Genomic DNA, 19,064 nt, shown 5'->3' on the forward strand with positions numbered 1-19,064 from the left:
AACCGCCTTCATTTCCGGCTCTTCCGGGATGGAGGCGATTTCAGTATATACGGAGGATAAGCACACATGAACACAAGCATACACGGCGAGGCGGGATTAGATTTATTTTGGACACATCTGCCTCTAGGAACTCTATCGACATAAGCTCACATGATATGCTATTATGATAGCCTGATAACGTATTAACGAACTAAAGCAACCGATGCGGCAGGCAATCTACTAGGGGGATTAGAGAGATGAAGAGACAGGGAATATGGGTTCTATTAACCATCATGGCTATTGTACTAATTACAGGCTGCTCAGGGTCCGGTTCAGGCGGCAAGGACGGGATGCTGGTGATCGGCATAGACGACAAGTTCGCCCCGATGGGCTTCCGGGATGACGACAATGAGCTTGTCGGCTTCGATATTGACTATGCGCGAGCGGCTGTCAAGAAGATGGGCAAGGAGGTTACCTTCCAGCCAATTGACTGGTCCGCCAAGGAGTCTGAGCTCAACAGCGGGCGCATCGATATGATCTGGAACGGATACACCATCACGGACGAGCGCAAGGAGAAGGTGCTGTTCACCAAGCCTTATCTGGAGAATAGCCAGGTGGTAGTCGTGCTGGCGGGTTCATCGCTGTCTGCGCTTAAGAATCTGGCCGGCAAAGAAGTCGGATTGCAAAGCCTCTCCTCTGCCGCCGATGCCCTGGATGCCAGTCCGGTCAAAGCCGAGCTTAAGGACGTGTCCGAATACCCCGACAATGTCCTGGCTCTGACAGACCTCAAGTCCGGCCGTGTGGATGGGGTAGTTATTGATGAGGTTGTCGCCAGATATTACATAGCCAAGGAGCCGGATACGTACAAGCTGATGGAAGAATCACTGGCTCCTGAGCAATATGGTATTGGAATCAAGAAGGGCAATGATGAACTGCTGACAGAGCTGCAGAAGGCGCTGGACGAGCTGAACAGTGACGGAACAGCCGCTGAAATCTCAACCAAGTGGTTCGGAGAGAATAAGGTATTGAACTAGATGCTATCGTTTAGGAGCCGGTTAAGCCATGGATATCGATTATATTATTAGAATTTCCGGACCGATGCTGGAAGGCGCCCGGACTACGGTGCTGCTGTTCCTGATCGTGATCGTATTGTCCATTCCGCTCGGGATGGTGGTCACTCTGATGGCCAAAAGCACGCTAAAGCCGCTGGCCTGGATCGCACACGCTTATATTTACGTCATGCGCGGAACGCCGCTCTTGCTGCAATTGTTCTTCTTCTGCTTCGGCCTGCCGCAGATTCCCGTGATCGGGGAATATCTCGTTATGGACCGCTTTGTAGCGGCCAGCCTGGGCTTTATTCTGAATTACGGCGCTTATTTCGCCGAGATTTTCCGGGGCGGGCTGCTCTCGATCGATAAAGGCCAGCATGAGGCCGCCAAGGTTCTGGGCTTAAGCCGGTGGCAGACGCTGCGCAAGGTGATTCTCGCCCAGATGTTCCGCGTGGCGCTGCCTGCGGTCGCCAATGAATCCATTACGCTGGTCAAGGATACCGCTCTGCTGTATGCCGTGGCGGTGCCTGAGCTGCTGAATTTCGCCAAGACGGCGGTGAACCGTGATTTTACCGTCACTCCTTTTGTCGTAGCGGGCGTCATTTATTTGCTGATGACACTGGTGCTGACCTTGTTCTTCAAGCTGCTGGAGAAACGTTTCAAATTTGAGTAGAAGGGCTGTATCGCTATGAGTAGCATGATTGAAGTACGTCAATTGAAGAAAGACTTCGGCAGCCTCAGTGTGCTGAACCAGATTAGCTTTGACGTGAAGCCCGGCGAAGTCGTTGCGGTGATCGGACCCTCGGGCTCCGGCAAAAGCACTATGCTGCGCAGTCTCGTGCATCTGGAGGAGGTCACCGGGGGCAGCATCTCAATCTGCGACAAAACGCTGGTTGAGAACGGACGCTACGCCAGTACGGCGGCAATTAGAGACATCACCTCAAGGATGGGGATGGTGTTTCAGCATTTTAATCTTTTTCCGCATCTCAGTGTGCAGGACAACCTGGAGCTTGCCCCGCGCACCCTGAAGCGGGAGAGTGTGCAGCAGATTACGGCCAAGAGCCGTGAGCTTCTCTCGAAGGTAGGCCTGGCCGACAAAGCCGACGTCTATCCCTCCACGCTATCCGGCGGGCAGAAGCAGCGGGTTGCCATCGCCAGAGCGATGATGCTGAGCCCGGATATTCTCCTGTTCGACGAGCCGACCTCGGCGCTTGATCCTGAATTAACTGGCGAAGTGCTGCGCGTCATCCGCCAGCTCGCCGAGGAGAACATGACGATGATGATCGTCACCCATGAGATGAGCTTCGCCCGCGATGTCGCCGACCGCGTGTTCTTCATGGACAACGGGGACATTGCCGAATCCGGCACACCGGAGGAGATCTTCGGCAGCCCGAAGCTGGAGCGGACGCGGACGTTTTTGATGCGGGAGTAGGCTTACTTCCGCATACATCCGCCCACGTGTCTTCTCGCGAGCACAATGTGATCGGTTTTTCGATTACATTTGCTCCGTGTGCCCTCGCCCAGCACTATGTGATCGGTTTTTCGATTACATTTGCTCCGTGCGCCCTCACCCAGCACAATGTGATCGGTTTTTCGATTACATTTGCTCCGTGCGCCCTCACCCAGCACAATGTAATCGGTTTTTCGATTACATTTGCTCCGCGTGCCCTCACCCAGCACATTGTGATCGGTTTTTCGATTACATTTGCTCCGCGTGCCCTCATCTAGCACAATGTGATCGGTTTTTCGATTACAATTGCTCCTCGTGCCCTCACCCAGCACAATGTGATCGGTTTTTCGATTACATCTGAACCACATGTCTTCACGCGAGCACCAGCATACTGTATCTCATCTTTGCAAACAAAGGACCGGAACGCCACTACGGCGGTTCCGGTCCTTTTCTGGCAGTTCACTGCCCTGTCAATCCCTCATGCCTCCGGCACCTGCTCCGGCTCTACCGGTCCCATCGGCGCTGCCGGCTCCGGCTCCTCCTCATCCCAGCGTTTGCGGAGGAAGAGCTGATAGAGCTTGACGATGATGATCTTGAGCATCATGTAGACCGGAATAATGACCAGGATGCCGATGATTCCGCCGAAATCGCCGCCGGCCAGGACGAGAATGATGGTGGTCAGCGGGTGGATATCCATGCTTTTGCCGAAGATATAAGGGGCCACGAGGTTATCCTGAATCTGCTGCGCAACGAGTACCACCACAATGGACCAGACCGCCGTAGACGGGGACTCAATCAGACCGATGATGAAGATTGGCACGGTAGACAGAATGGCTCCGATAAACGGGATAAAGTTCATCAGCACCGCCACCAGCGTCAGCAGCAGCGCATACGGCAGGCCGATGAACAGGAACCCGATGTACATGAGCACGCCGAGCGCCAGATTGACCAGCACTCTGCCGACGATGAAGCTGCCCATCACGTTATCAATCTCGGCAACCACCCCCGCGCCTTCCTCATGATACCGTTTGGGGAAGAAGCTCACGAGCTTATCGCCGAACTTCCCACCCTCCTTCAACATGTAGAACAGCAGGATCGGGAAGGTGAACAGCACAACTGCAAAATTAGAGACAAAGGAGAACAGCCCGGACACATAGCCCGTTGCCAGCGAGAAGCCTGTATTCAAATAGCCCATCAATTGGCTGGACAGGTTCATATTCTCGGGAATCAGTCCCGACAGCAGCTCAGTGTTCTCCAGCTTACTTAGCTGCTCCCCCACTGCTCTCAGCACACCCGGCATATTGTTGACCAGGTTCAGCAGCTGACTTTGCAACGATGGCCAGACGCCTACCGTGAAGCCCAGCAGCAGAACAGCAATGACCAGATAGACCAGCAGGATCGCCAGCGTCCGCTTCAATTTGCGCGAGGACAGGAAGTCGATCAGGGGCCGAAGCAGATAATAGAAGAATACGGCCAGCATTAACGGCACCATCACAACATTGAACAACGAGATAACAGGGGTAAAAATAAAGTCTACCAGTGAGCCGACATAGATAATGCCCAGCACCAGCAGCACGGCAATACACACGCGGATAAACAAATTCAATTTGGCCATAGTGGGCTCCCGTTCCGTTATTTTGAACAGCGTTTCTTGTTCACTTAAATATAGCCGGGGTTTCTTAATTCAGACTAAACCAAGTCTAAAGATAAGCTAAAGATTTGGTCTCCAGGCCGGAATACGGCTATGTTTAATTTCGTCATGAAACGGCTCTGAGATAGACGGGTATGATTTGCCGAAAAGAAAGCTGCCGTCCGCGCGGTTAGCCAATAGTTTCGACCACATTACCTTCCTGGTCTTTGATGTAGGTCTTGCGGATCTGCACCTTCAATTCCTTGGCGGCAGACAGCAGGAGCTCCCCTTCCTTAGGCTGGAGCTTCTCTTCCAATTCCAGGACCACCTCTTCCGTCAAGCCGATGCGGACAAAATCCTCGTTGACCACAGTCCCGTTAGCGGGCTTCCGCTCCAGCATCACTTGCCGCTGCTTGCTGGTCAGTGTCAGCGGCTTCCCCTTCAGCAGACGGCCGCGCAGCAGCTTGGCTATAGTCGGTGCCTGCCTTGCTCCTATGGTCAGGACAGCAGGTGCTGCACTGAACAGGCGGCTTGTACCCGGCTCATAATCCAGTTCATCTACATACAGAATGCCCGTCTGTGATCCGTCACGCTCAATGCCCTGACGTACCGCTTCCTGGATGACAGGTAGCCGGAGCAGCGAATCCCGGGAAAGATCGGTGATGCAGAGAGGGAGCACCTCCTGGCTGGCCTCCAGGAAGGCGTTGGTATTCCAGGACATCATCGTTTCCAGCTCATCCGCTGTGATTCCTACCATCTGCAGGAATTCCACACGGCCGTTGGGCGTATCTACAGCCGGAAGCTCCGGGTCATCGGTGAACGCCAGCGCCGTCAGCCGAGTATCCGCCCCCAGGCAAATCGGGCCATTGGCATCCAGGTGATGGCCGGAAGCAAAGATATTTCCGCTGGAGAATACATATCTGGCCATGTTCTGCAGCAGATTGATCGCCCAGGCTGGAGGCTCCTGCTCGCCTGCACTGCGTGCCAGACGGAAGGTCAGCTCGAAGCCGTATCCGCTGTACTCAGGATCTTCGGACTCCTTCTCGAACAGCTCGGAGAAGCCGAAGGTTACGAAATGCCAATGCGGATAAGGCTGCTCGGCTGCATAGGCGCTGATTCCGTTCAGCGGGTCATTGCCTCCCAGGCTATACGGCAGCATTGCCGCGTAATGCTTCGGCTCCTGTTGCCCGTACAGTCCCTTCATCTGATCTTCAATGGCATCCCAGCCGATAGCTTCCACTTCTTGCTCACTCATCTTGTTCCCTCCCGGTTCATATTTATGTACAGACGGAATTCCCGTATCCGGCCCAGAATCTCCCGTTCATTACCCCAATTCCATCATCACAAACCCCAAACCATATAAATTCCGCAAAAAACGGCAAGCTCATCTTACGAGCTTGCCGTTTGGTGTATCTTCATTAATATAGGTATCAGTTAATGCCGACCAGCAGGTCCTTGCGGGCTACGCCGCTCTTAGCTGCCGCTTCAGCTACAGCCATGCGGATTCTCTCTACTACACGCGGATCGAAGGCGTCTGGGATGATATATTTCTCATGCAGCTCAGACGGGTCAATCACTGAGGAGATCGCCTCTGCTGCCGCCAGCTTCATATCTTCATTGATATCCGTAGCTTCACAATCCAGCGCCCCTCTGAATATGCCCGGGAAGCACAGCACATTGTTAATCTGGTTCGGATAGTCGGAACGTCCGGTCGCCATGACTCTTACATGCGGCGCGGCAATCGCGGGATCAATCTCCGGCATCGGGTTCGCCATGGCGAACACAATCGGATCTGTGGCCATGTTCAGCACATCTTCCAGCTTCAGCACATCCGGTGCAGAGACTCCGATGAAGACATCTGCGCCTTTGATCACATCGGACAGACTTCCGGTTTCAAGATATGGGTTCGTAATCTGGGCGTAATCGCTCCAATGGCTGCGCTCATAATCCGCCAGCCGGTTAATAGCGCCCTCCCGGTCCACGCCGATGAGGTTGACCGCTCCGGCATGCAGCAGCATTTTGGAGACGGAGATGCCGGCTGCACCTATGCCGTTGACTACGATTTTGACATCCTTGATATTCTTGCCGCATACCTTAAGCGCGTTCAGTAGTCCCGCAGTAACCACAATCGCCGTCCCATGCTGATCATCATGGAAGACCGGAATGTCCAGCTCGGCTCTTAGTCTGGCTTCAATTTCGAAGCAGCGCGGAGAGGAGATGTCCTCCAGGTTAATGCCGCCGAACGTCGGGGCAAGCGCTTTTACAATCGCAATAATCTCTTCGGTATTCTTGGTGTCCAGGCATATCGGCACGGCGTCGACGTCTGCGAACTGCTTGAACAGCGCCGCTTTGCCCTCCATAACCGGCATGGCCGCCTTCGGCCCGATATCGCCAAGCCCCAGTACAGCCGTACCATCAGATACGACAGCTACGGTATTCTTCTTCGTGGTTAGCTCATAGGCCTGGGACTGATCGTCGGCAATCGCCTGACAGACCTTCGCCACACCCGGCGTGTAGACTTTGGACAGGTCGTCTTTGCACAGAATCGGATGCTTCAGGGTAGTTTCGAGCTTACCGCCTTTATGCAGCAGCATAATTTCTTCTAATAGTTCCATGAATAACTCCTCCATTCAACTGGTTAACCGTTTGCTTGCATCTATTCTCAGATCTTACTATATATAGCGGATATACCTGCATCCGGAACCGTACCAGACCCGTATGCAGGCCCGTCAACTCTGCATTTCATATACTCCCTTAGTCATTCTCCGCGATAATTATCGGATTGGCAAGATAAAAGCTGACACCTGAAAATTGTCCACGATTTAGACACGATTGGATACGATTTCATGTGATTCAGGCGCATCCTCTGCGGATTGAGCGCCTTGATCAGCCACCCCATACAGAGATGAGCAGCGTGGCTACAACTACTGTAATCGCACCGCCGATACGGGTGGAGATCTGTGCGAACGGCATCAGCTCCATGCGTCCCGAGGCAGACAGAATGGCTACATCGCCTGTTCCGCCAAGGCCGCCGCGGCAGCCGGTAACAATGGCCGCTTCAACCGGGTACATATTGACCCATTTGCCGGTAAAATAGCCGGTGATCGTCATCGCCACGATAACAGTAGCGCAGACAATAATATAAGGAAGCGAGATCAGGGCGGCGACATCCTTCAGCGGAATGTACAGCATCCCGAGGCCGACCATCAGCGGCCAGGTTAAAGTACCGGATACCAGCTTGTAGAGCTGATAAGCGCCCTGCTCGATTTTGGACGGGAGCAGCTTGGAAATCTTCAGTAATGCCGCTGCGAAGATCATCAGAATCGGACCCGGAATGCCGACAAACGGCGACAGCAGATGTCCGGTGATGAACAATCCGCAGGCGAACAGCAGGCCCGCGCCCATCAGCAGGAAGTCCGGCTTCGCGCTGTCATACGTGCTGCCCGCCAGCTTCTGGCCGTCCTTCGACTTCACCAGGACACCGTTCCCGGTGATGGACGGATTTTTGTCAGCCATCCGCTTGAGCAGGCCCGCTCCAATAATCGCAAACACGTTGCCGATCACCGCTGCCGGAATCATCTGGGCCACATAGGAGCCGGATTCCCCGCCGAGGATCTGCGAGAACGCGATCGACAACGGGAGAATCCCTTCACCGACACCGCCGCCGATAATAGGCACGATAATGTAGAATAGTGTCCGGTGTGCGCTATAACCAAGCAGCATCCCTACACCCAGGCCCGCAGCCACTGCGGCGAGGGTTCCGGCCATCATCGGAATGAAGATGCGAATGAAGCCGTTAATCAGCGTGGTCCGGTTCATCCCGGTAATACTTCCGGCTACCAGAATCGAGATGTACAGGTACAGGAAGTTCGAGGTCTTCATCAGCGTGTTGACCGATTCAAGCACCGAAGGATCAAGCACATTCCAGAACACCAGGAACGATGGAATCATTAGAGAGAGGATCGCAGGACCGCCGATATTCTTGAGAATCGGAAGCTTGAAGCCCAGATCACTGAGCAGCACCCCCAGTACAATAATTACTGCAAAGCCGCCGATCATGTCGTTTGGCAGTTCACCAAGCACAGAAGCCGCAAAAATAATAAGTGCAAATACCACATACAATGGGAGCGGAATAACGCCTACTTTTAAATGCAGAAGCTTCTGGACGAAACCCTGTTCTCCTTGCTTCAGTACAACAGGCTGCTGTTCCGGTACCGAAAGTGGGGGTTGAATTGCTTTTTGCATGTTAACCTTACCTCCTTAACTCTTTTACAAATTCATCATAGCTGCTTTGAAAGCGCTTTTGTTTTTATGAAAGTAATAAAGGGGTTTTGTAAATTATTAAAGTAAGCGCTATCAGGAGAGGGGCTGGGGGCGCTGGCATTGGTATAGAGGATTGGTACAGAGGATTAGTGAAGGGCAGTGGTAGAGGACATTGTTGGTAAATAATATTGGTAGAGCAGTCTACTTAGTCGATATAGGCGCCGGGGAGGGCGAGTGGTGGAATAGGTGAAGTCAGAAAGAGACAGGTAGTATCAGGGGGAGGCAGGTAACATTAGTTAGTATTAGGAGCTTTTGACGGAGCCAGGTTACTTCAGGTGCATTAGTGCTCTTCATTTGCGCTTACAGCCCACTTTCGGCCAATTCAAAGGGATTTATCCCTTTCCTTTCAGCATCCAGCCCACTTCCGCTGTCTGTGCAACACAAAAAGCTCCGCCGCAGGTTGCGTGGCAGGAGCTCCAATATTAGTTAGTTGTACTCAAATATACTTAGTAATCAATCCCTTACCATTCGGAGCGAGTCTGTATTTCTGTACTGGCCTGCCGATGCTCCCGTAGACCAGATCCATTTCCAGCACTCCCATCTCCGTTAGCCCGATCAGGTATTTGCCGGCGGAGACCCGGGAAATTCCGGATACCGCCGAGATCTCCTCAGCGGAGAACAATTCGCTGCCGCAGGCCTCCACCGCCCGCCAGATGGTCTGGAGCGTCTGACGGGTGAAGCCCTTGGCCAGTTCATGAGATGTCGTCCGTTCCTGCTTGAACCGGGACAGCCGGTCCAGCTCCGACTGGTTCAGCCGCTCCTGGCTGCGGAATAGCTTGTTCTGCTCCCGGTATCCATTAAGCGCCGCCCGGAGCCTGGAGAATTCAAACGGCTTAATCAAGTAGTCCACCGCTCCGTTCTGTAGCGCTTCCTGGATGCTCTCCTTGTCGCTTGCGGCCGAGATGACAATGACATCAATCTTCACGCCTCTGCGCCGGATCTCGGACAGCAGCTCCAGCCCGTTGCTCTCCTTCATGTAAATATCCAGCAGGATCAGGTCATAGGCCTGCTTCTCCAGCATCCCCAGCACTTCTTCCGCCGAGCTGGCCCAGCCATCTGCACGGAAGCCCTCCACCTGCTGCAGATAAAACTTGTTCATCTCCGACACCATGGGATCATCTTCAACGATAAGTACTTTTATCATAATGGCTTATCACCACTCTTCATGGGCTCTCCACCCTTTTCATGATTTATCTTAATTCTTTGCCAAATAAGGAATCTGCACCGTGAATTCAGTGCCTTCCCCTTCCCGGCTGTCATACGTAATCGTTCCGCCCAGCTTATCTACACTTCGCCGCACCAGATACAGCCCCACGCCCCGGTCGCCGCCTTTGGTCGAATAGCCCTGTTCAAACAGGTGGGCTCCATTCTCCGCAGCTATGCCTGTCCCGTTATCGCTAACCTTAAGGGTAAGCTGGTTGTCCTTATGCCTGAATCCAATCTCGATCTGCTTGTTGTCTGCGCCTTGCAGCGCCTCCAGCGCGTTGTCCAGCAGGTTGCCCGCTATCGTGACCAGCTCCCGCGCCACCTCATGATCCGCTACTTCAGGCAGCATACCGTCATCCCGGATCACCAGCCGCACATCGGCCTCCCTGATTCTGCTGAGCTTGCCGAGCAGGAAGCCAACCATCACCGGGTCTTTGACCTGCCGGACCACTGAGTCCGCCTCCGTCTGGATGCTCTGTACAATATCCGTGAGATATTCCTCAAGCCGGTCGTATCTGCGCATAGTATTCAGCCCCATGATGACATGCAGCTTGTTCATGAACTCATGCGTCTGCGCACGCAGTGCCTCGGCGTATAGGGAGATGCCGGAGAGCCGCTCCATCAGAATACTGATCTCGGTCTTGTCCCGGAACGTGGCAATCGCCCCTTCGATGATTCCGTTCACCCGGACCGGAACCACATTCACCAGCAGCGTGATGCCGCTCTGCTCCACTTCCTTATCCTGCAAGGCTTCCCCGGTCTCCAGCACCTTCTCCATCCGCAGCAGCGGCCAGAACTGCCCGGCCTGCCTGCCTACCGGTTCCTGGTTCAAGCCGACACTGCCCATCAGCCGCCGGGCCTCGGCATTCACCAGGGTAATCCGCGAGTCCTTGTCGACGGCCAGAATCCCTTCTTTGGTCGATTGCAGCATGGCGCTGCGCTCCTCCAGCAATTTGGCGATTTCTCCCGGCTCCATGCCGAACATCATCCGCTTGATTTTGCGGGCGAGCAGGATGGCACCGAATATCCCCATCAGCCCGCCGACCAGGATGCCTGAATAGATAATCCAGCGGTTCTGCTGAACGGCGGAACGGACGCTGCCAAGCGATATGCCTACAGCTACTGCTCCAACCTGCTTGCCGTCAGCGGCGAAGATCGGTGAGAACGCTCTCACAGAATAACCGAGCGAGCCTTCAGCCACGGATATGGTCTCCTTGCCATGCAGTGCATCGGTCTCATCCCCGCCCATGAAATGCTTGCCGATCAGGGCCGGATCAGGGTGGGAACGGCGAATGCCGCCCATATCCATCACCACCACAAATTGAACGTCATTAATAGCGCTGATATCGGTTGCATAACGCTGGATGCTGCCGAAATCAGACTCTGCAAGCAGCCCATCCACCACCCCCGGCGTGCGGGATACCGTCCGTGCAATGGTGATGGCCTTGTTCTCCAGAGAAGACCGGGCCTCTTCGGAGAATCGCATGCCGAACATTACATACACAATCAGCAGCACCAGCACGACGATCAGGCAGATCATCAGAGTAATGGTGGTTTGAAGGCGTAATCTTTTTGTACCAATTCTCACAATGCTCCACCTTCAGGAAATTTTTCTCGATTATAACGCAAAAGCCTTCAAAGCGCGATAATCACAATTCTAAGTAAATTCTGCTATGACTCCGTAATCACCGACTGGTTCCGCCCTCTGCTCTTCGCCAGATACAAGGCCTGATCCGCCTTCACGAGCAGTCCCGTAAAGTCCGCAGCATGCGAAGGATAGTGGGCGATCCCCTGTGAAATCGTAAGCTGCGCCGCAATCGGCGCCTGGCTCCGCTCGACAGCAAGACGGATTCGCTCAGCAGCGCTGAAGGCTTCCGCAGGTGTAGTCCGGGCCAGCAGGATAACGAATTCCTCCCCGCCGTAGCGGTAACAGACATCATCCGGGCGAAGCGAGGTCACAATAACCCGGACAACATGCTTTAGAACTTCATCGCCCAGCTTATGGCCGTACGTGTCATTGACAAGCTTGAACTTGTCTACATCCAGCATCACCAGTGAAAAAGGAATACCGGAGCTCATCCGCTGGCTGATCGTATGCTCAAGGGACCTGCGGTTCATCAGACCAGTCAGCACATCCGTTTCGGCTTCATGGGTCAACTGCTCGGTCTGCTGCTGGATATTGGCCAGGGCAAGCGACACGCCGTCTGTCAATAAATAGGCTTCCCTGCTCCAATACCGCTTCGCTTCCTGCAATTCTATCTGCTCCTTGCCCATCTTGCTCACAACATCTGCCAGATAGACGAAGGGGCGCGCAAACTTGCGTGCCAGAAGAATAACCCCCAGCAGCAGGACGATGAACGGCAGGGAGGAATACCCGATTAGGATACGAAAATGGCCCATCAGCTCCTTATGAATCTGGCTGATCGGGGAGACGACCACAATGCCCCAACCATTGGCGGGCACACTGGAGTATCCGGCCAGCATCTCGATGCCCCGGGTGTTCGTGACAGGCTGTTCTCCGCTTTGCTTATTCATCAGACGCTGCACAACCCCATTGCTGCTGACATCTGTGCCGATCCGCGCTTTATCCGGGTGATACACCAGATGTCCTTCGGAATCCACAATATAATAATAAGCCCCCGAATCATCCTCCTGCCCATTGTCAAAAATCTCAGACAGCACGTTATTCTCCTGAAGGTAGATGGTGCCGCTAAGCATTCCGGCGTAGGTACCCGCAGCATCGAAGATGGGCTGGCTCAAAAATACAATTAACCGCTTGGTATTGGCAGTCAGGTATGGAGAAGAGGTATACGGCTTACGGAGCGCTAATGCTTCCTTGCTATTCTCTGAGGTGATGTGCTTGCCTGTAGTCCCTATGCTGGCAGGTGAGACATGGCGGACGAATCCGCTGGCGTCGACCACGGTGATGGAATTGAAGAAATTGCTGCTACTGCGCATCAGATCCAGGGAATCATTCACTTGCTGAGCCGGCATAGCTTCTATGTCAGACAGCCTTGCGGCGTTGTATTTCAGACTCCCGCACATAGACTGAAATAATGAATCCATGGTCCTCGACATACGGTCAGCATTGATGTAATTCAAATGAAGCGTGGTCTCCATTAATGAACGTTTCTTAGACTCATAAGAACCCAGCAGAAGAATACTCGAAGTTAGGAGAACCACCAGTGTCACCAGACCCGTGAGCAGCGTGGTGAGACTCAGCTTTTTACTTTGACTAACCTTACTCTTTAACCCTTTAGACAAAACTGCAATCCTCCTTGGAGCAAGAAACGCAAAGATACACCCATCATACAGCAAATACTGATAATGTTCGACAGCGGATTTACGGCAGTACAGGCGGTGGATATCTCTCGGACATAGCAGAATAAGCCCGCACAAGCGAGGCTCATCTTCAAGCGATAAATCAGGTTCAGGTTAAGGTTAAGATCAGGTTGACCCTACGCCTGCAAAATCTCATCCACCCGTTCCTTGGCACCCTCCCAGGAGGTCATCAGCGGAAAAGAGTATTGCTCACGTGCTCTCAGATTCCACGGATGCGGGATGCAGAGCACCTTCTTCCCTGCCTGAACGGCGGGCAGCAGGTTATGCGGGCCGTCATCAATCAGCAGATCGTAGCCGATCAGATGCTTGCGCCTTGCGGTGAAGAAATTGTCGGCCGGGATATACGGCATATGCTTCTGCAGCCAGTTCCATTTCTCAGCCACCGACTTCGGCGAAGCCGCCGTAACAATGATGACATCATACGCATGGTGAAGCTTCTCCATCTCTTCCACTACATATTCATCGAACAGCTCCAGCTCCTCATATAAGCCGGGTCTCCCGAAAAAAAGCTCCATCGTGCTGTCCGGATGACGCAGGTGGTCCGTGTTCCAATCCATCATGTCCTCATAGCGGAGCGGGTGCGTAGGAAACTCAATGTTATTGTGGTATATCGCACGCTTCACGAGATGGCAGATGGTATCGTCCATATCGACGGCGATGATTGGTTTGCGCATTGAATCTCCTCCATATACATTTTCATTTATTATAGGCAACCGGGGAATAAGTGTCCAGACATCCGCCAGACTGCAAATGAGACACCTCCTTTTTGGTTTATGCGCATGATTTACGTACGACGCTCGGTGAGCACGCTCCGCAAACGGAATGTTGTTCCAATAAACCCTAATTCAAGTGCACTTCTGCTCTTCAATTACGTTCGCTGCCCACCTCCGACGAGATCAGGTGAACTAAACGCAGAATCCAATGTTATTCTTCCTTTCATGGCGGTGCTCCGCCTATCTCTTGCCAATTCTAAGCGTTATTTACTCACCCGCCGCTTGTAAGGGGTAGCATTGTTGCAATTCTTGCAGGATTTCAGCATAGACCGCTTCTATGAGGCACCATTGTTGCACTTCTTACAACAGACGTGAACTATAAATTCCCAAACAATAAAAAAGCACATGCCCTCCTACCGGAGCACATGCATTGCTGCCTAACGCAGCCACTGTGTATTGTGAACACTCAGGTTCACCATTCTGATCATTAGCCGTTATCTCCGCGACCGTCCCTTGACCAGGTTGATCACGAACAGGACCGCTGCGACAAACAGCAGAAGATGAATCATATTGCCCATGAAATTAAAGATGAGGCCTAACAGCCATACCACCACTACAAGTCCGATTAATCCCCACAGCATAAGCTTACCGCCTTTCTCTTCCGGTTTGATTTGTTTGTATTTTACCCTTGTGGAGGGGGATTTAAACGGCTAGTCCTTCAGATCCGGCTATGGAGATAGCTATTTTGAGCGCTCAGGACATTGCTTAATTGCGGCACAGGCTGTTATACTGTTTTTTAAATGATACAATTGTATTATATAAAAGGAGTCGAACCTAGTACCATGACCAACTCTTCCAGTCACCCGAAACCCGCTGCCCAAAAACTGCGGATCAGGCTGCTTAAGCTGCTGCTAATCCTTGTGTCCGCTGTCCTGCTTCTCGCAGGATCAGGGTTCCTGTATGAAGCCATCGCCTCTACCACTGACCGTAAAAACTATCCTGCACCGGGTCAACTGGTGGATGCCGGAGGTTATAACCTCCACATTCGCCAGATAGGAGCGGGAGCACCCACTATCATTCTGGAAGCAGGCAGCGGCGAAACCAGCCTGTCGTGGAGAGATATCCCTGAACAGTTAGCTGCACATGCCACCGTGGTCACTTACGAACGGGCCGGGTATGCCTGGAGCGAGCAGGCGGATACGGAACGCTCAGGCGCCAATATTGTGAACGAGCTGCACACCGCCCTTAAGAATGCAGACATTCCTGGCCCTTACCTGATGGTCGGCCACTCCCTCGGCGGCATGTACGCCCGGCTGTTCACTCAGACTTACCCGGAGGAAGTGACCGGACTGGTACTGATTGATGCCAGACCTGAGAATGACGATCGCGAGACGAAGCCGATTCTGGCCGCCGAGAAGTTTGCCGGCAACCCCAGTGCCTCCCTGCTGAGCCTGCTCAAGCGCTCCGGTGCGCTTCGGCTGTTCCAGAATCAGCTCCTGGAAGGCCTGGTTGCCGAGCAGGACCGCGGGGAATTCATTAACGTCATATCCACGCCAAGCTATTTTGCTGCCAAGGAGCAGGAAGCCGCCCTGGCCAGCTCAACCGAGGATGCAATCCGTGGACAGAGCTTCGGCTCGCTTCCGGTCAAGGTGATCGCCCGGGGCTTGCCCCAAGACTACGTCTCCTTCGGAGTATCCATTGATGCAGGCCGGCGACTGGAAGCGATCTGGCAGGCGGGCCAGCGCAGTATGCTGAGCCTATCTTCCAATAGTGAGCTTATAGTGGCGCAGAAGAGCGGACATATGGTCATTCACGATCAGCCGGAGCTGGTTGTGCAGACGATTCTGGAGATGCTTACAGATTAGCAGCGGGGTTAAGGATACAGCGGCTTGATTACATTCCAGTTAGCGTGCATGTGCAAGGTTACCGGGGAGCAGCCCTTGGGCATCAGAACGCCAAGTCCATAGCTATGCTCGAATTGTACTGCATAGTACTGCATCTGCAGATCTTCCCAGTAGCGGTATACGCCGAAATCGTCTTGCATAACCGCAATATCATGGAACAGAATAACGCCGTTATCCGCCAGCTTCGGCAGCCATGACTCATAATCATGCTTGACCGCCTCATAAGTATGAAGACCGTCAATATGCAAAAGGTCAATGCTTCGGTCTGCAAATTGAAGCAATGCCTCGTCGAAGGTCATGCGCAGCAGATGGGAGATCCCGGGGTAATAGGTGGCCGACGAGGATAGCACAGATTGATAACAGGATTCATCGTACAATCCCGAATGCTGGTCGCCTAGCCACGTATCGACTGCATAACATTCCGTTGCAAGCCCATAATCCTTGACGGCCTGGCAGAAGGCGAAGTGAGAAGCTCCATAATAAGTTCCTAACTCCACCACCCGGTTCGGCTGCATATGACAGACCAAGTCGTAGCCGAATCTGCGATGCCCTTCCCAAGCGGTATTCAGATGTATCCCCCGCTCATCCGTCTCAAACACAGGTCTATTGCTGTTCCATCCATTCACATAGGTGCCCTCCTAAGATCTCTGTCAGCTCTTGCTATGGTGATTTCTTATATAAGTTAGTCTATTCAGAGAGATACGGATTTGATTAAAGCTGATCCGCAAAATCCGTGAATTCCGCTCGCTTTCCGGCCGGAGCAAAAGTGTATTATTTTCACAGGATTGCGGGATAGCCGGCATTCGTATGTAAAAGAGCAAATAAGGCGCATCCCGCTTGGGACGCCCCTTATTTGCTGTATATAGCTTTCCTACCGCGCACGCTGGCGCAAAGGACTTCCTTTCTTCGCCAACGAATTCCGCTCTGTCCGGCCTTCCCCTTCGGAATCCTCCTTGCTGGGTCTTACCGCGAAGAAGCTCAACAGCCCGCCGACGGCTCCGACGCCCGCCATGGTGAAGAACAGAGTCCAATGTCCCCGGTTCATCAAGAGGGACACCACCGGCGGGCCCAGCGCGACCCCGATGAATCTCATACTGCTGTAGAGGGAAGTAATCGTGCCCCGGTTCTCCTTCTCGATGCCTTCGGTAATCAGCGCATCCATGCAGGGCAGGACCACCCCGATCCCGATTCCGCTTAGACTCAGGAACCCGACCATGTAATAGATGTTCTCATTGAAGCCGGTAATCAGCGTGGCAGCGGTCAGTAAAGCCATGCCTCCGAAGCCGAGCCATTTCATGAGCAGCTTGTTTTTGCCAATGATCTTGCCGCTTCCGTAAGAGGCCAGACATAGCAAAGCAAGCGGAATGGCCAGAACGAAGCCTTTGTAGGCACCGTGCAGGTTATATCTCGATTCGAGGATCTCTGACAAATAGAACAACACCCCGAAGGTGGCGAACATGCAGATGCCTCCGATGGCGAAGATGGCGTACAGCCAGCGGCCCTTCTCATGCAATACGCTCTTAATGCCGCCCAGGAATTCCTTAAGGCTGGTCTTCTCCGCTTCCTCCTCCGCCTTGGGCTTCTTAACAAGGAAGATCACAAGAATACAAGAGATCAGACACAGCACAGGAATGGCGATAAACGGCGCATACCATAGCAGCGTCCCCAGATAAGCACCCAGGATCGGGCTTACCACTTTTCCGAAGGTATTGGAGGTCTCAATAATTCCGAGCCCTTTGCTCACCTCCTTCTCATCCTTGAACAGATCACCCACGAAGGGAATGACAATGGGAAAAGCGCCTGCGGCACCGATCCCTTGGACGAAACGTCCGGCAAGAATGATCCAGTAAGCCGTCACTCCTGTGAAGAACCAGGCAGCGGCTACACATCCGGCACCGCCCAGGGCGGCCAGGATCAGGCTGGGCAGAATCACTTTTTTGCGCCCGAAGCGGTCCGATAAATAGCCGGCGATCGGAATCATCAGGATGGCGATCAGGCCATAGACCGTGATAATCATACTGACCCCAAAAGCGCTCACCCCCAGCTCCTTCGAGATCTGGGGCAGAATCGGCAACAGCATCGAATTGCCCAGTGTCATAATCAGCGGGATGGAGGCGAGCGCGATTAGCGCCCCTTTTGAACCCTTTTCCCCTTGGGATTCTTTTGACCCCTTCATGGACGAACCACCTTCTTTTATATTCGCATCCTGCTTATTGTCGGTCTAACGGCTGTATTTATACCCCTTGGGACCTGCCTTTAATCATCAGATACCAGCTGTAGCACAACGAACAGGCCAGTACATACGATATGGACGTCCAGCCCAGGTTCCAGCCGTGATCATACCTCACTTTGCCGCTAATGACCAAACAGAACTCAAACAAGGTTTTGCCGCACGTAAAGAGCAGGATCAGCAGCAGCGGATTCAGGGATGTCCTCCTCACCGTATAGATGAGCAGACAGGAGATCACCGGAAATACCCCCAGATTATATGGGAGATACGAAATAACTCCAGGTCCGGTCGGGGTGATACTCCACCACTTCATATGGTACCCGATCTCATCGAATGCAAAGGCGATTACACTGGCAATCGGTGCGATATGAAGGATGACTGCGCTGTCTTTTCTGAGAAAATAACTGCCGATACACCAGGGAATGATCCAGCCGATGATCACATTAATAAGCATAAGCCTCTATTCCTCCACCCTAACTTCACATCTGCTTATTATGGCATGACAGTCAGCCTTTTATCCGTGTAAACAAGTTCACAACTTCGCACTGTAATATCTCCGTTTCCTGCGGGACATGCTACTCCATGTTCAAATCCAACCGTAAAGGAGCTTACCTATGACAGGAATTCTAGGCGGCAACCCCAAGGAAGAGCCGATGCATTATGGAGAGATCTTTACCCTGTGGGAGACCTCAATGGCAGCAAAGGGTGCTTTATCCGGCTACAGAGCTCATATGTATCACGCCGGGGACAGCGACCTAAAAAAAATTCTGGCCGCCATGATCGACCAGGCGGAGCTGGAGATCAGCGAATGCGACTCGCTGCTTGCAGAGCAGGGCATTGCTGCTGCTCCGGCACTCCCGAACCGGCCTGAAGCGAGACTGGAGGATATTCCGGTGGGCGCACGGTTCACGGACCCTGAGATTGCAGCCATGGTTGCAGCCAGTCTGGCGGTTGGGATGGTAGCGTGCAGCCAGGCGATGGGTCAGTCCATCCGTGAGGATATCGGCGCATTGTTCGCCAAATATCATCTGACCAAGGCGGCCATCGGCCTGAAGAACCTGCATCTGCTGAAGAAAAAAGGCTGGCTGGTTCCCCCGCCGCTGCTGGTCAAGAGACCTGAAACGGTCCACGCGTAACGCAGCAGCTCCAGCATCTGTAAAGCAAGAGGCCCGCGATTCTTCGCGGGCCTTCTTCAGGTCTGGTTGTCCTATTATTGCCTTCTGCGGAATATGCTAATT

General features: G+C 53.2%; 17 protein-coding genes. 5 read left to right on the forward strand and 12 right to left on the reverse strand.

Annotation, left to right across the window (positions count from 1 at the left end; genetic code table 11):
• Window positions 1–236 precede the first annotated feature (236 nt).
• The 3 genes from NYE26_RS21065 to NYE26_RS21075 are packed head-to-tail and all read left to right on the forward strand — an operon-like array spanning window position 237 to window position 2,460.
• Window positions 237–1,013, forward strand: coding sequence for an amino acid ABC transporter substrate-binding protein (locus tag NYE26_RS21065; protein ID WP_339249864.1), 777 nt, complete (start codon window positions 237–239; stop codon window positions 1,011–1,013).
• A 28-nt stretch (window positions 1,014–1,041) separates the two neighbouring features.
• Window positions 1,042–1,701, forward strand: a complete 660-nt coding sequence (locus tag NYE26_RS21070) for an amino acid ABC transporter permease (protein WP_036731532.1) — start codon at window positions 1,042–1,044, stop codon at window positions 1,699–1,701.
• A gap of 15 nt (window positions 1,702–1,716) precedes the next feature.
• Window positions 1,717–2,460 carry an amino acid ABC transporter ATP-binding protein gene (locus tag NYE26_RS21075; protein WP_339249868.1) on the forward strand — a complete coding sequence of 248 codons (744 nt, stop codon included), beginning with the start codon at window positions 1,717–1,719 and terminating at the stop codon, window positions 2,458–2,460.
• Window positions 2,461–2,956: 496 nt separating this feature from the next.
• Here the strand turns inward: NYE26_RS21075 and NYE26_RS21080 are convergent, their stop codons facing one another.
• The 9 genes from NYE26_RS21080 to NYE26_RS21120 form a co-directional block, all read right to left on the reverse strand.
• Window positions 2,957–4,093, reverse strand: a complete 1,137-nt coding sequence (locus NYE26_RS21080; RefSeq protein WP_339249870.1) for an AI-2E family transporter — start codon at window positions 4,091–4,093, stop codon at window positions 2,957–2,959.
• Between the two features lie 205 nt (window positions 4,094–4,298).
• The gene (locus tag NYE26_RS21085) at window positions 4,299–5,363 is read right to left on the reverse strand and encodes a suppressor of fused domain protein (protein WP_339249872.1); all 1,065 of its coding nucleotides are present in this window, start codon (window positions 5,361–5,363) and stop codon (window positions 4,299–4,301) included.
• Between the two features lie 175 nt (window positions 5,364–5,538).
• Window positions 5,539–6,723, reverse strand: coding sequence for a malic enzyme-like NAD(P)-binding protein (locus NYE26_RS21090; protein WP_209871643.1), 1,185 nt, complete (start codon window positions 6,721–6,723; stop codon window positions 5,539–5,541).
• A 271-nt stretch (window positions 6,724–6,994) separates the two neighbouring features.
• The gene (locus tag NYE26_RS21095; protein ID WP_036731526.1) at window positions 6,995–8,353 is read right to left on the reverse strand and encodes a 2-hydroxycarboxylate transporter family protein; all 1,359 of its coding nucleotides are present in this window, start codon (window positions 8,351–8,353) and stop codon (window positions 6,995–6,997) included.
• 514 nt (window positions 8,354–8,867) lie between these two features.
• Window positions 8,868–9,575: a response regulator gene (locus NYE26_RS21100; protein ID WP_339249874.1), complete on the reverse strand. Its 708-nt coding sequence runs from the start codon at window positions 9,573–9,575 to the stop codon at window positions 8,868–8,870.
• Between the two features lie 51 nt (window positions 9,576–9,626).
• Window positions 9,627–11,225, reverse strand: coding sequence for a DcuS/MalK family sensor histidine kinase (gene dcuS, locus NYE26_RS21105; RefSeq protein WP_339249876.1), 1,599 nt, complete (start codon window positions 11,223–11,225; stop codon window positions 9,627–9,629).
• Window positions 11,226–11,308: 83 nt separating this feature from the next.
• Complete coding sequence (locus NYE26_RS21110; RefSeq protein ID WP_339249878.1) at window positions 11,309–12,901, reverse strand: diguanylate cyclase; 1,593 nt, start codon at window positions 12,899–12,901, stop codon at window positions 11,309–11,311.
• A 194-nt stretch (window positions 12,902–13,095) separates the two neighbouring features.
• Window positions 13,096–13,653 (reverse strand): hypothetical protein, encoded by a 558-nt coding sequence (locus NYE26_RS21115; RefSeq protein WP_339249880.1) that lies wholly within the window; start codon window positions 13,651–13,653, stop codon window positions 13,096–13,098.
• A 533-nt stretch (window positions 13,654–14,186) separates the two neighbouring features.
• Window positions 14,187–14,333 carry a lmo0937 family membrane protein gene (locus tag NYE26_RS21120; RefSeq protein WP_143804202.1) on the reverse strand — a complete coding sequence of 49 codons (147 nt, stop codon included), beginning with the start codon at window positions 14,331–14,333 and terminating at the stop codon, window positions 14,187–14,189.
• A gap of 201 nt (window positions 14,334–14,534) precedes the next feature.
• Between NYE26_RS21120 and NYE26_RS21125 the strand changes: the two genes are divergently transcribed.
• Window positions 14,535–15,557 (forward strand): alpha/beta hydrolase, encoded by a 1,023-nt coding sequence (locus NYE26_RS21125; RefSeq protein ID WP_339249882.1) that lies wholly within the window; start codon window positions 14,535–14,537, stop codon window positions 15,555–15,557.
• Window positions 15,558–15,565: 8 nt separating this feature from the next.
• Here NYE26_RS21125 and NYE26_RS21130 read toward each other — a convergent pair whose 3' ends face one another.
• From NYE26_RS21130 to NYE26_RS21140, 3 genes are all read right to left on the reverse strand, one after another.
• On the reverse strand, window positions 15,566–16,222 hold the full coding sequence (locus NYE26_RS21130; protein ID WP_339249884.1) for a class I SAM-dependent methyltransferase: 657 nt from the start codon (window positions 16,220–16,222) through the stop codon (window positions 15,566–15,568).
• A 245-nt stretch (window positions 16,223–16,467) separates the two neighbouring features.
• A complete protein-coding gene (locus NYE26_RS21135) occupies window positions 16,468–17,772 on the reverse strand; it encodes an MFS transporter (protein WP_339249886.1) in 1,305 nt (434 codons plus the stop codon).
• A 58-nt stretch (window positions 17,773–17,830) separates the two neighbouring features.
• Window positions 17,831–18,280 carry a CBO0543 family protein gene (locus NYE26_RS21140; RefSeq protein ID WP_339249888.1) on the reverse strand — a complete coding sequence of 150 codons (450 nt, stop codon included), beginning with the start codon at window positions 18,278–18,280 and terminating at the stop codon, window positions 17,831–17,833.
• 160 nt (window positions 18,281–18,440) lie between these two features.
• Between NYE26_RS21140 and NYE26_RS21145 the strand changes: the two genes are divergently transcribed.
• Entirely contained in the window at window positions 18,441–18,962 is a 522-nt protein-coding gene (locus NYE26_RS21145) for a DUF3231 family protein (protein WP_036731512.1), read from the forward strand.
• Window positions 18,963–19,064: the final 102 nt, after the last annotated feature.

The organism is Paenibacillus sp. FSL P2-0136 (genome assembly GCF_037975325.1).
Lineage (GTDB): Bacteria > Bacillota > Bacilli > Paenibacillales > Paenibacillaceae > Paenibacillus_AQ > Paenibacillus_AQ silagei.

What these genes read in the sequence shown, in the direction of transcription:
- NYE26_RS21065 (WP_339249864.1), top strand. Translation starts at nt 237, where the DNA reads ATGAAGAGACAGGGAATATGGGTTCTATTAACCATCATGGCTATTGTA.
- NYE26_RS21135 (WP_339249886.1), bottom strand. Translation starts at nt 17,772, where the DNA reads ATGAAGGGGTCAAAAGAATCCCAAGGGGAAAAGGGTTCAAAAGGGGCG.
- NYE26_RS21095 (WP_036731526.1), bottom strand. Translation starts at nt 8,353, where the DNA reads ATGCAAAAAGCAATTCAACCCCCACTTTCGGTACCGGAACAGCAGCCT.
- NYE26_RS21080 (WP_339249870.1), bottom strand. Translation starts at nt 4,093, where the DNA reads ATGGCCAAATTGAATTTGTTTATCCGCGTGTGTATTGCCGTGCTGCTG.
- NYE26_RS21140 (WP_339249888.1), bottom strand. Translation starts at nt 18,280, where the DNA reads ATGCTTATTAATGTGATCATCGGCTGGATCATTCCCTGGTGTATCGGC.
- NYE26_RS21090 (WP_209871643.1), bottom strand. Translation starts at nt 6,723, where the DNA reads ATGGAACTATTAGAAGAAATTATGCTGCTGCATAAAGGCGGTAAGCTC.
- NYE26_RS21070 (WP_036731532.1), top strand. Translation starts at nt 1,042, where the DNA reads ATGGATATCGATTATATTATTAGAATTTCCGGACCGATGCTGGAAGGC.
- NYE26_RS21100 (WP_339249874.1), bottom strand. Translation starts at nt 9,575, where the DNA reads ATGATAAAAGTACTTATCGTTGAAGATGATCCCATGGTGTCGGAGATG.
- NYE26_RS21075 (WP_339249868.1), top strand. Translation starts at nt 1,717, where the DNA reads ATGAGTAGCATGATTGAAGTACGTCAATTGAAGAAAGACTTCGGCAGC.
- NYE26_RS21125 (WP_339249882.1), top strand. Translation starts at nt 14,535, where the DNA reads ATGACCAACTCTTCCAGTCACCCGAAACCCGCTGCCCAAAAACTGCGG.
- NYE26_RS21085 (WP_339249872.1), bottom strand. Translation starts at nt 5,363, where the DNA reads ATGAGTGAGCAAGAAGTGGAAGCTATCGGCTGGGATGCCATTGAAGAT.
- NYE26_RS21145 (WP_036731512.1), top strand. Translation starts at nt 18,441, where the DNA reads ATGACAGGAATTCTAGGCGGCAACCCCAAGGAAGAGCCGATGCATTAT.
- NYE26_RS21115 (WP_339249880.1), bottom strand. Translation starts at nt 13,653, where the DNA reads ATGCGCAAACCAATCATCGCCGTCGATATGGACGATACCATCTGCCAT.
- NYE26_RS21120 (WP_143804202.1), bottom strand. Translation starts at nt 14,333, where the DNA reads ATGCTGTGGGGATTAATCGGACTTGTAGTGGTGGTATGGCTGTTAGGC.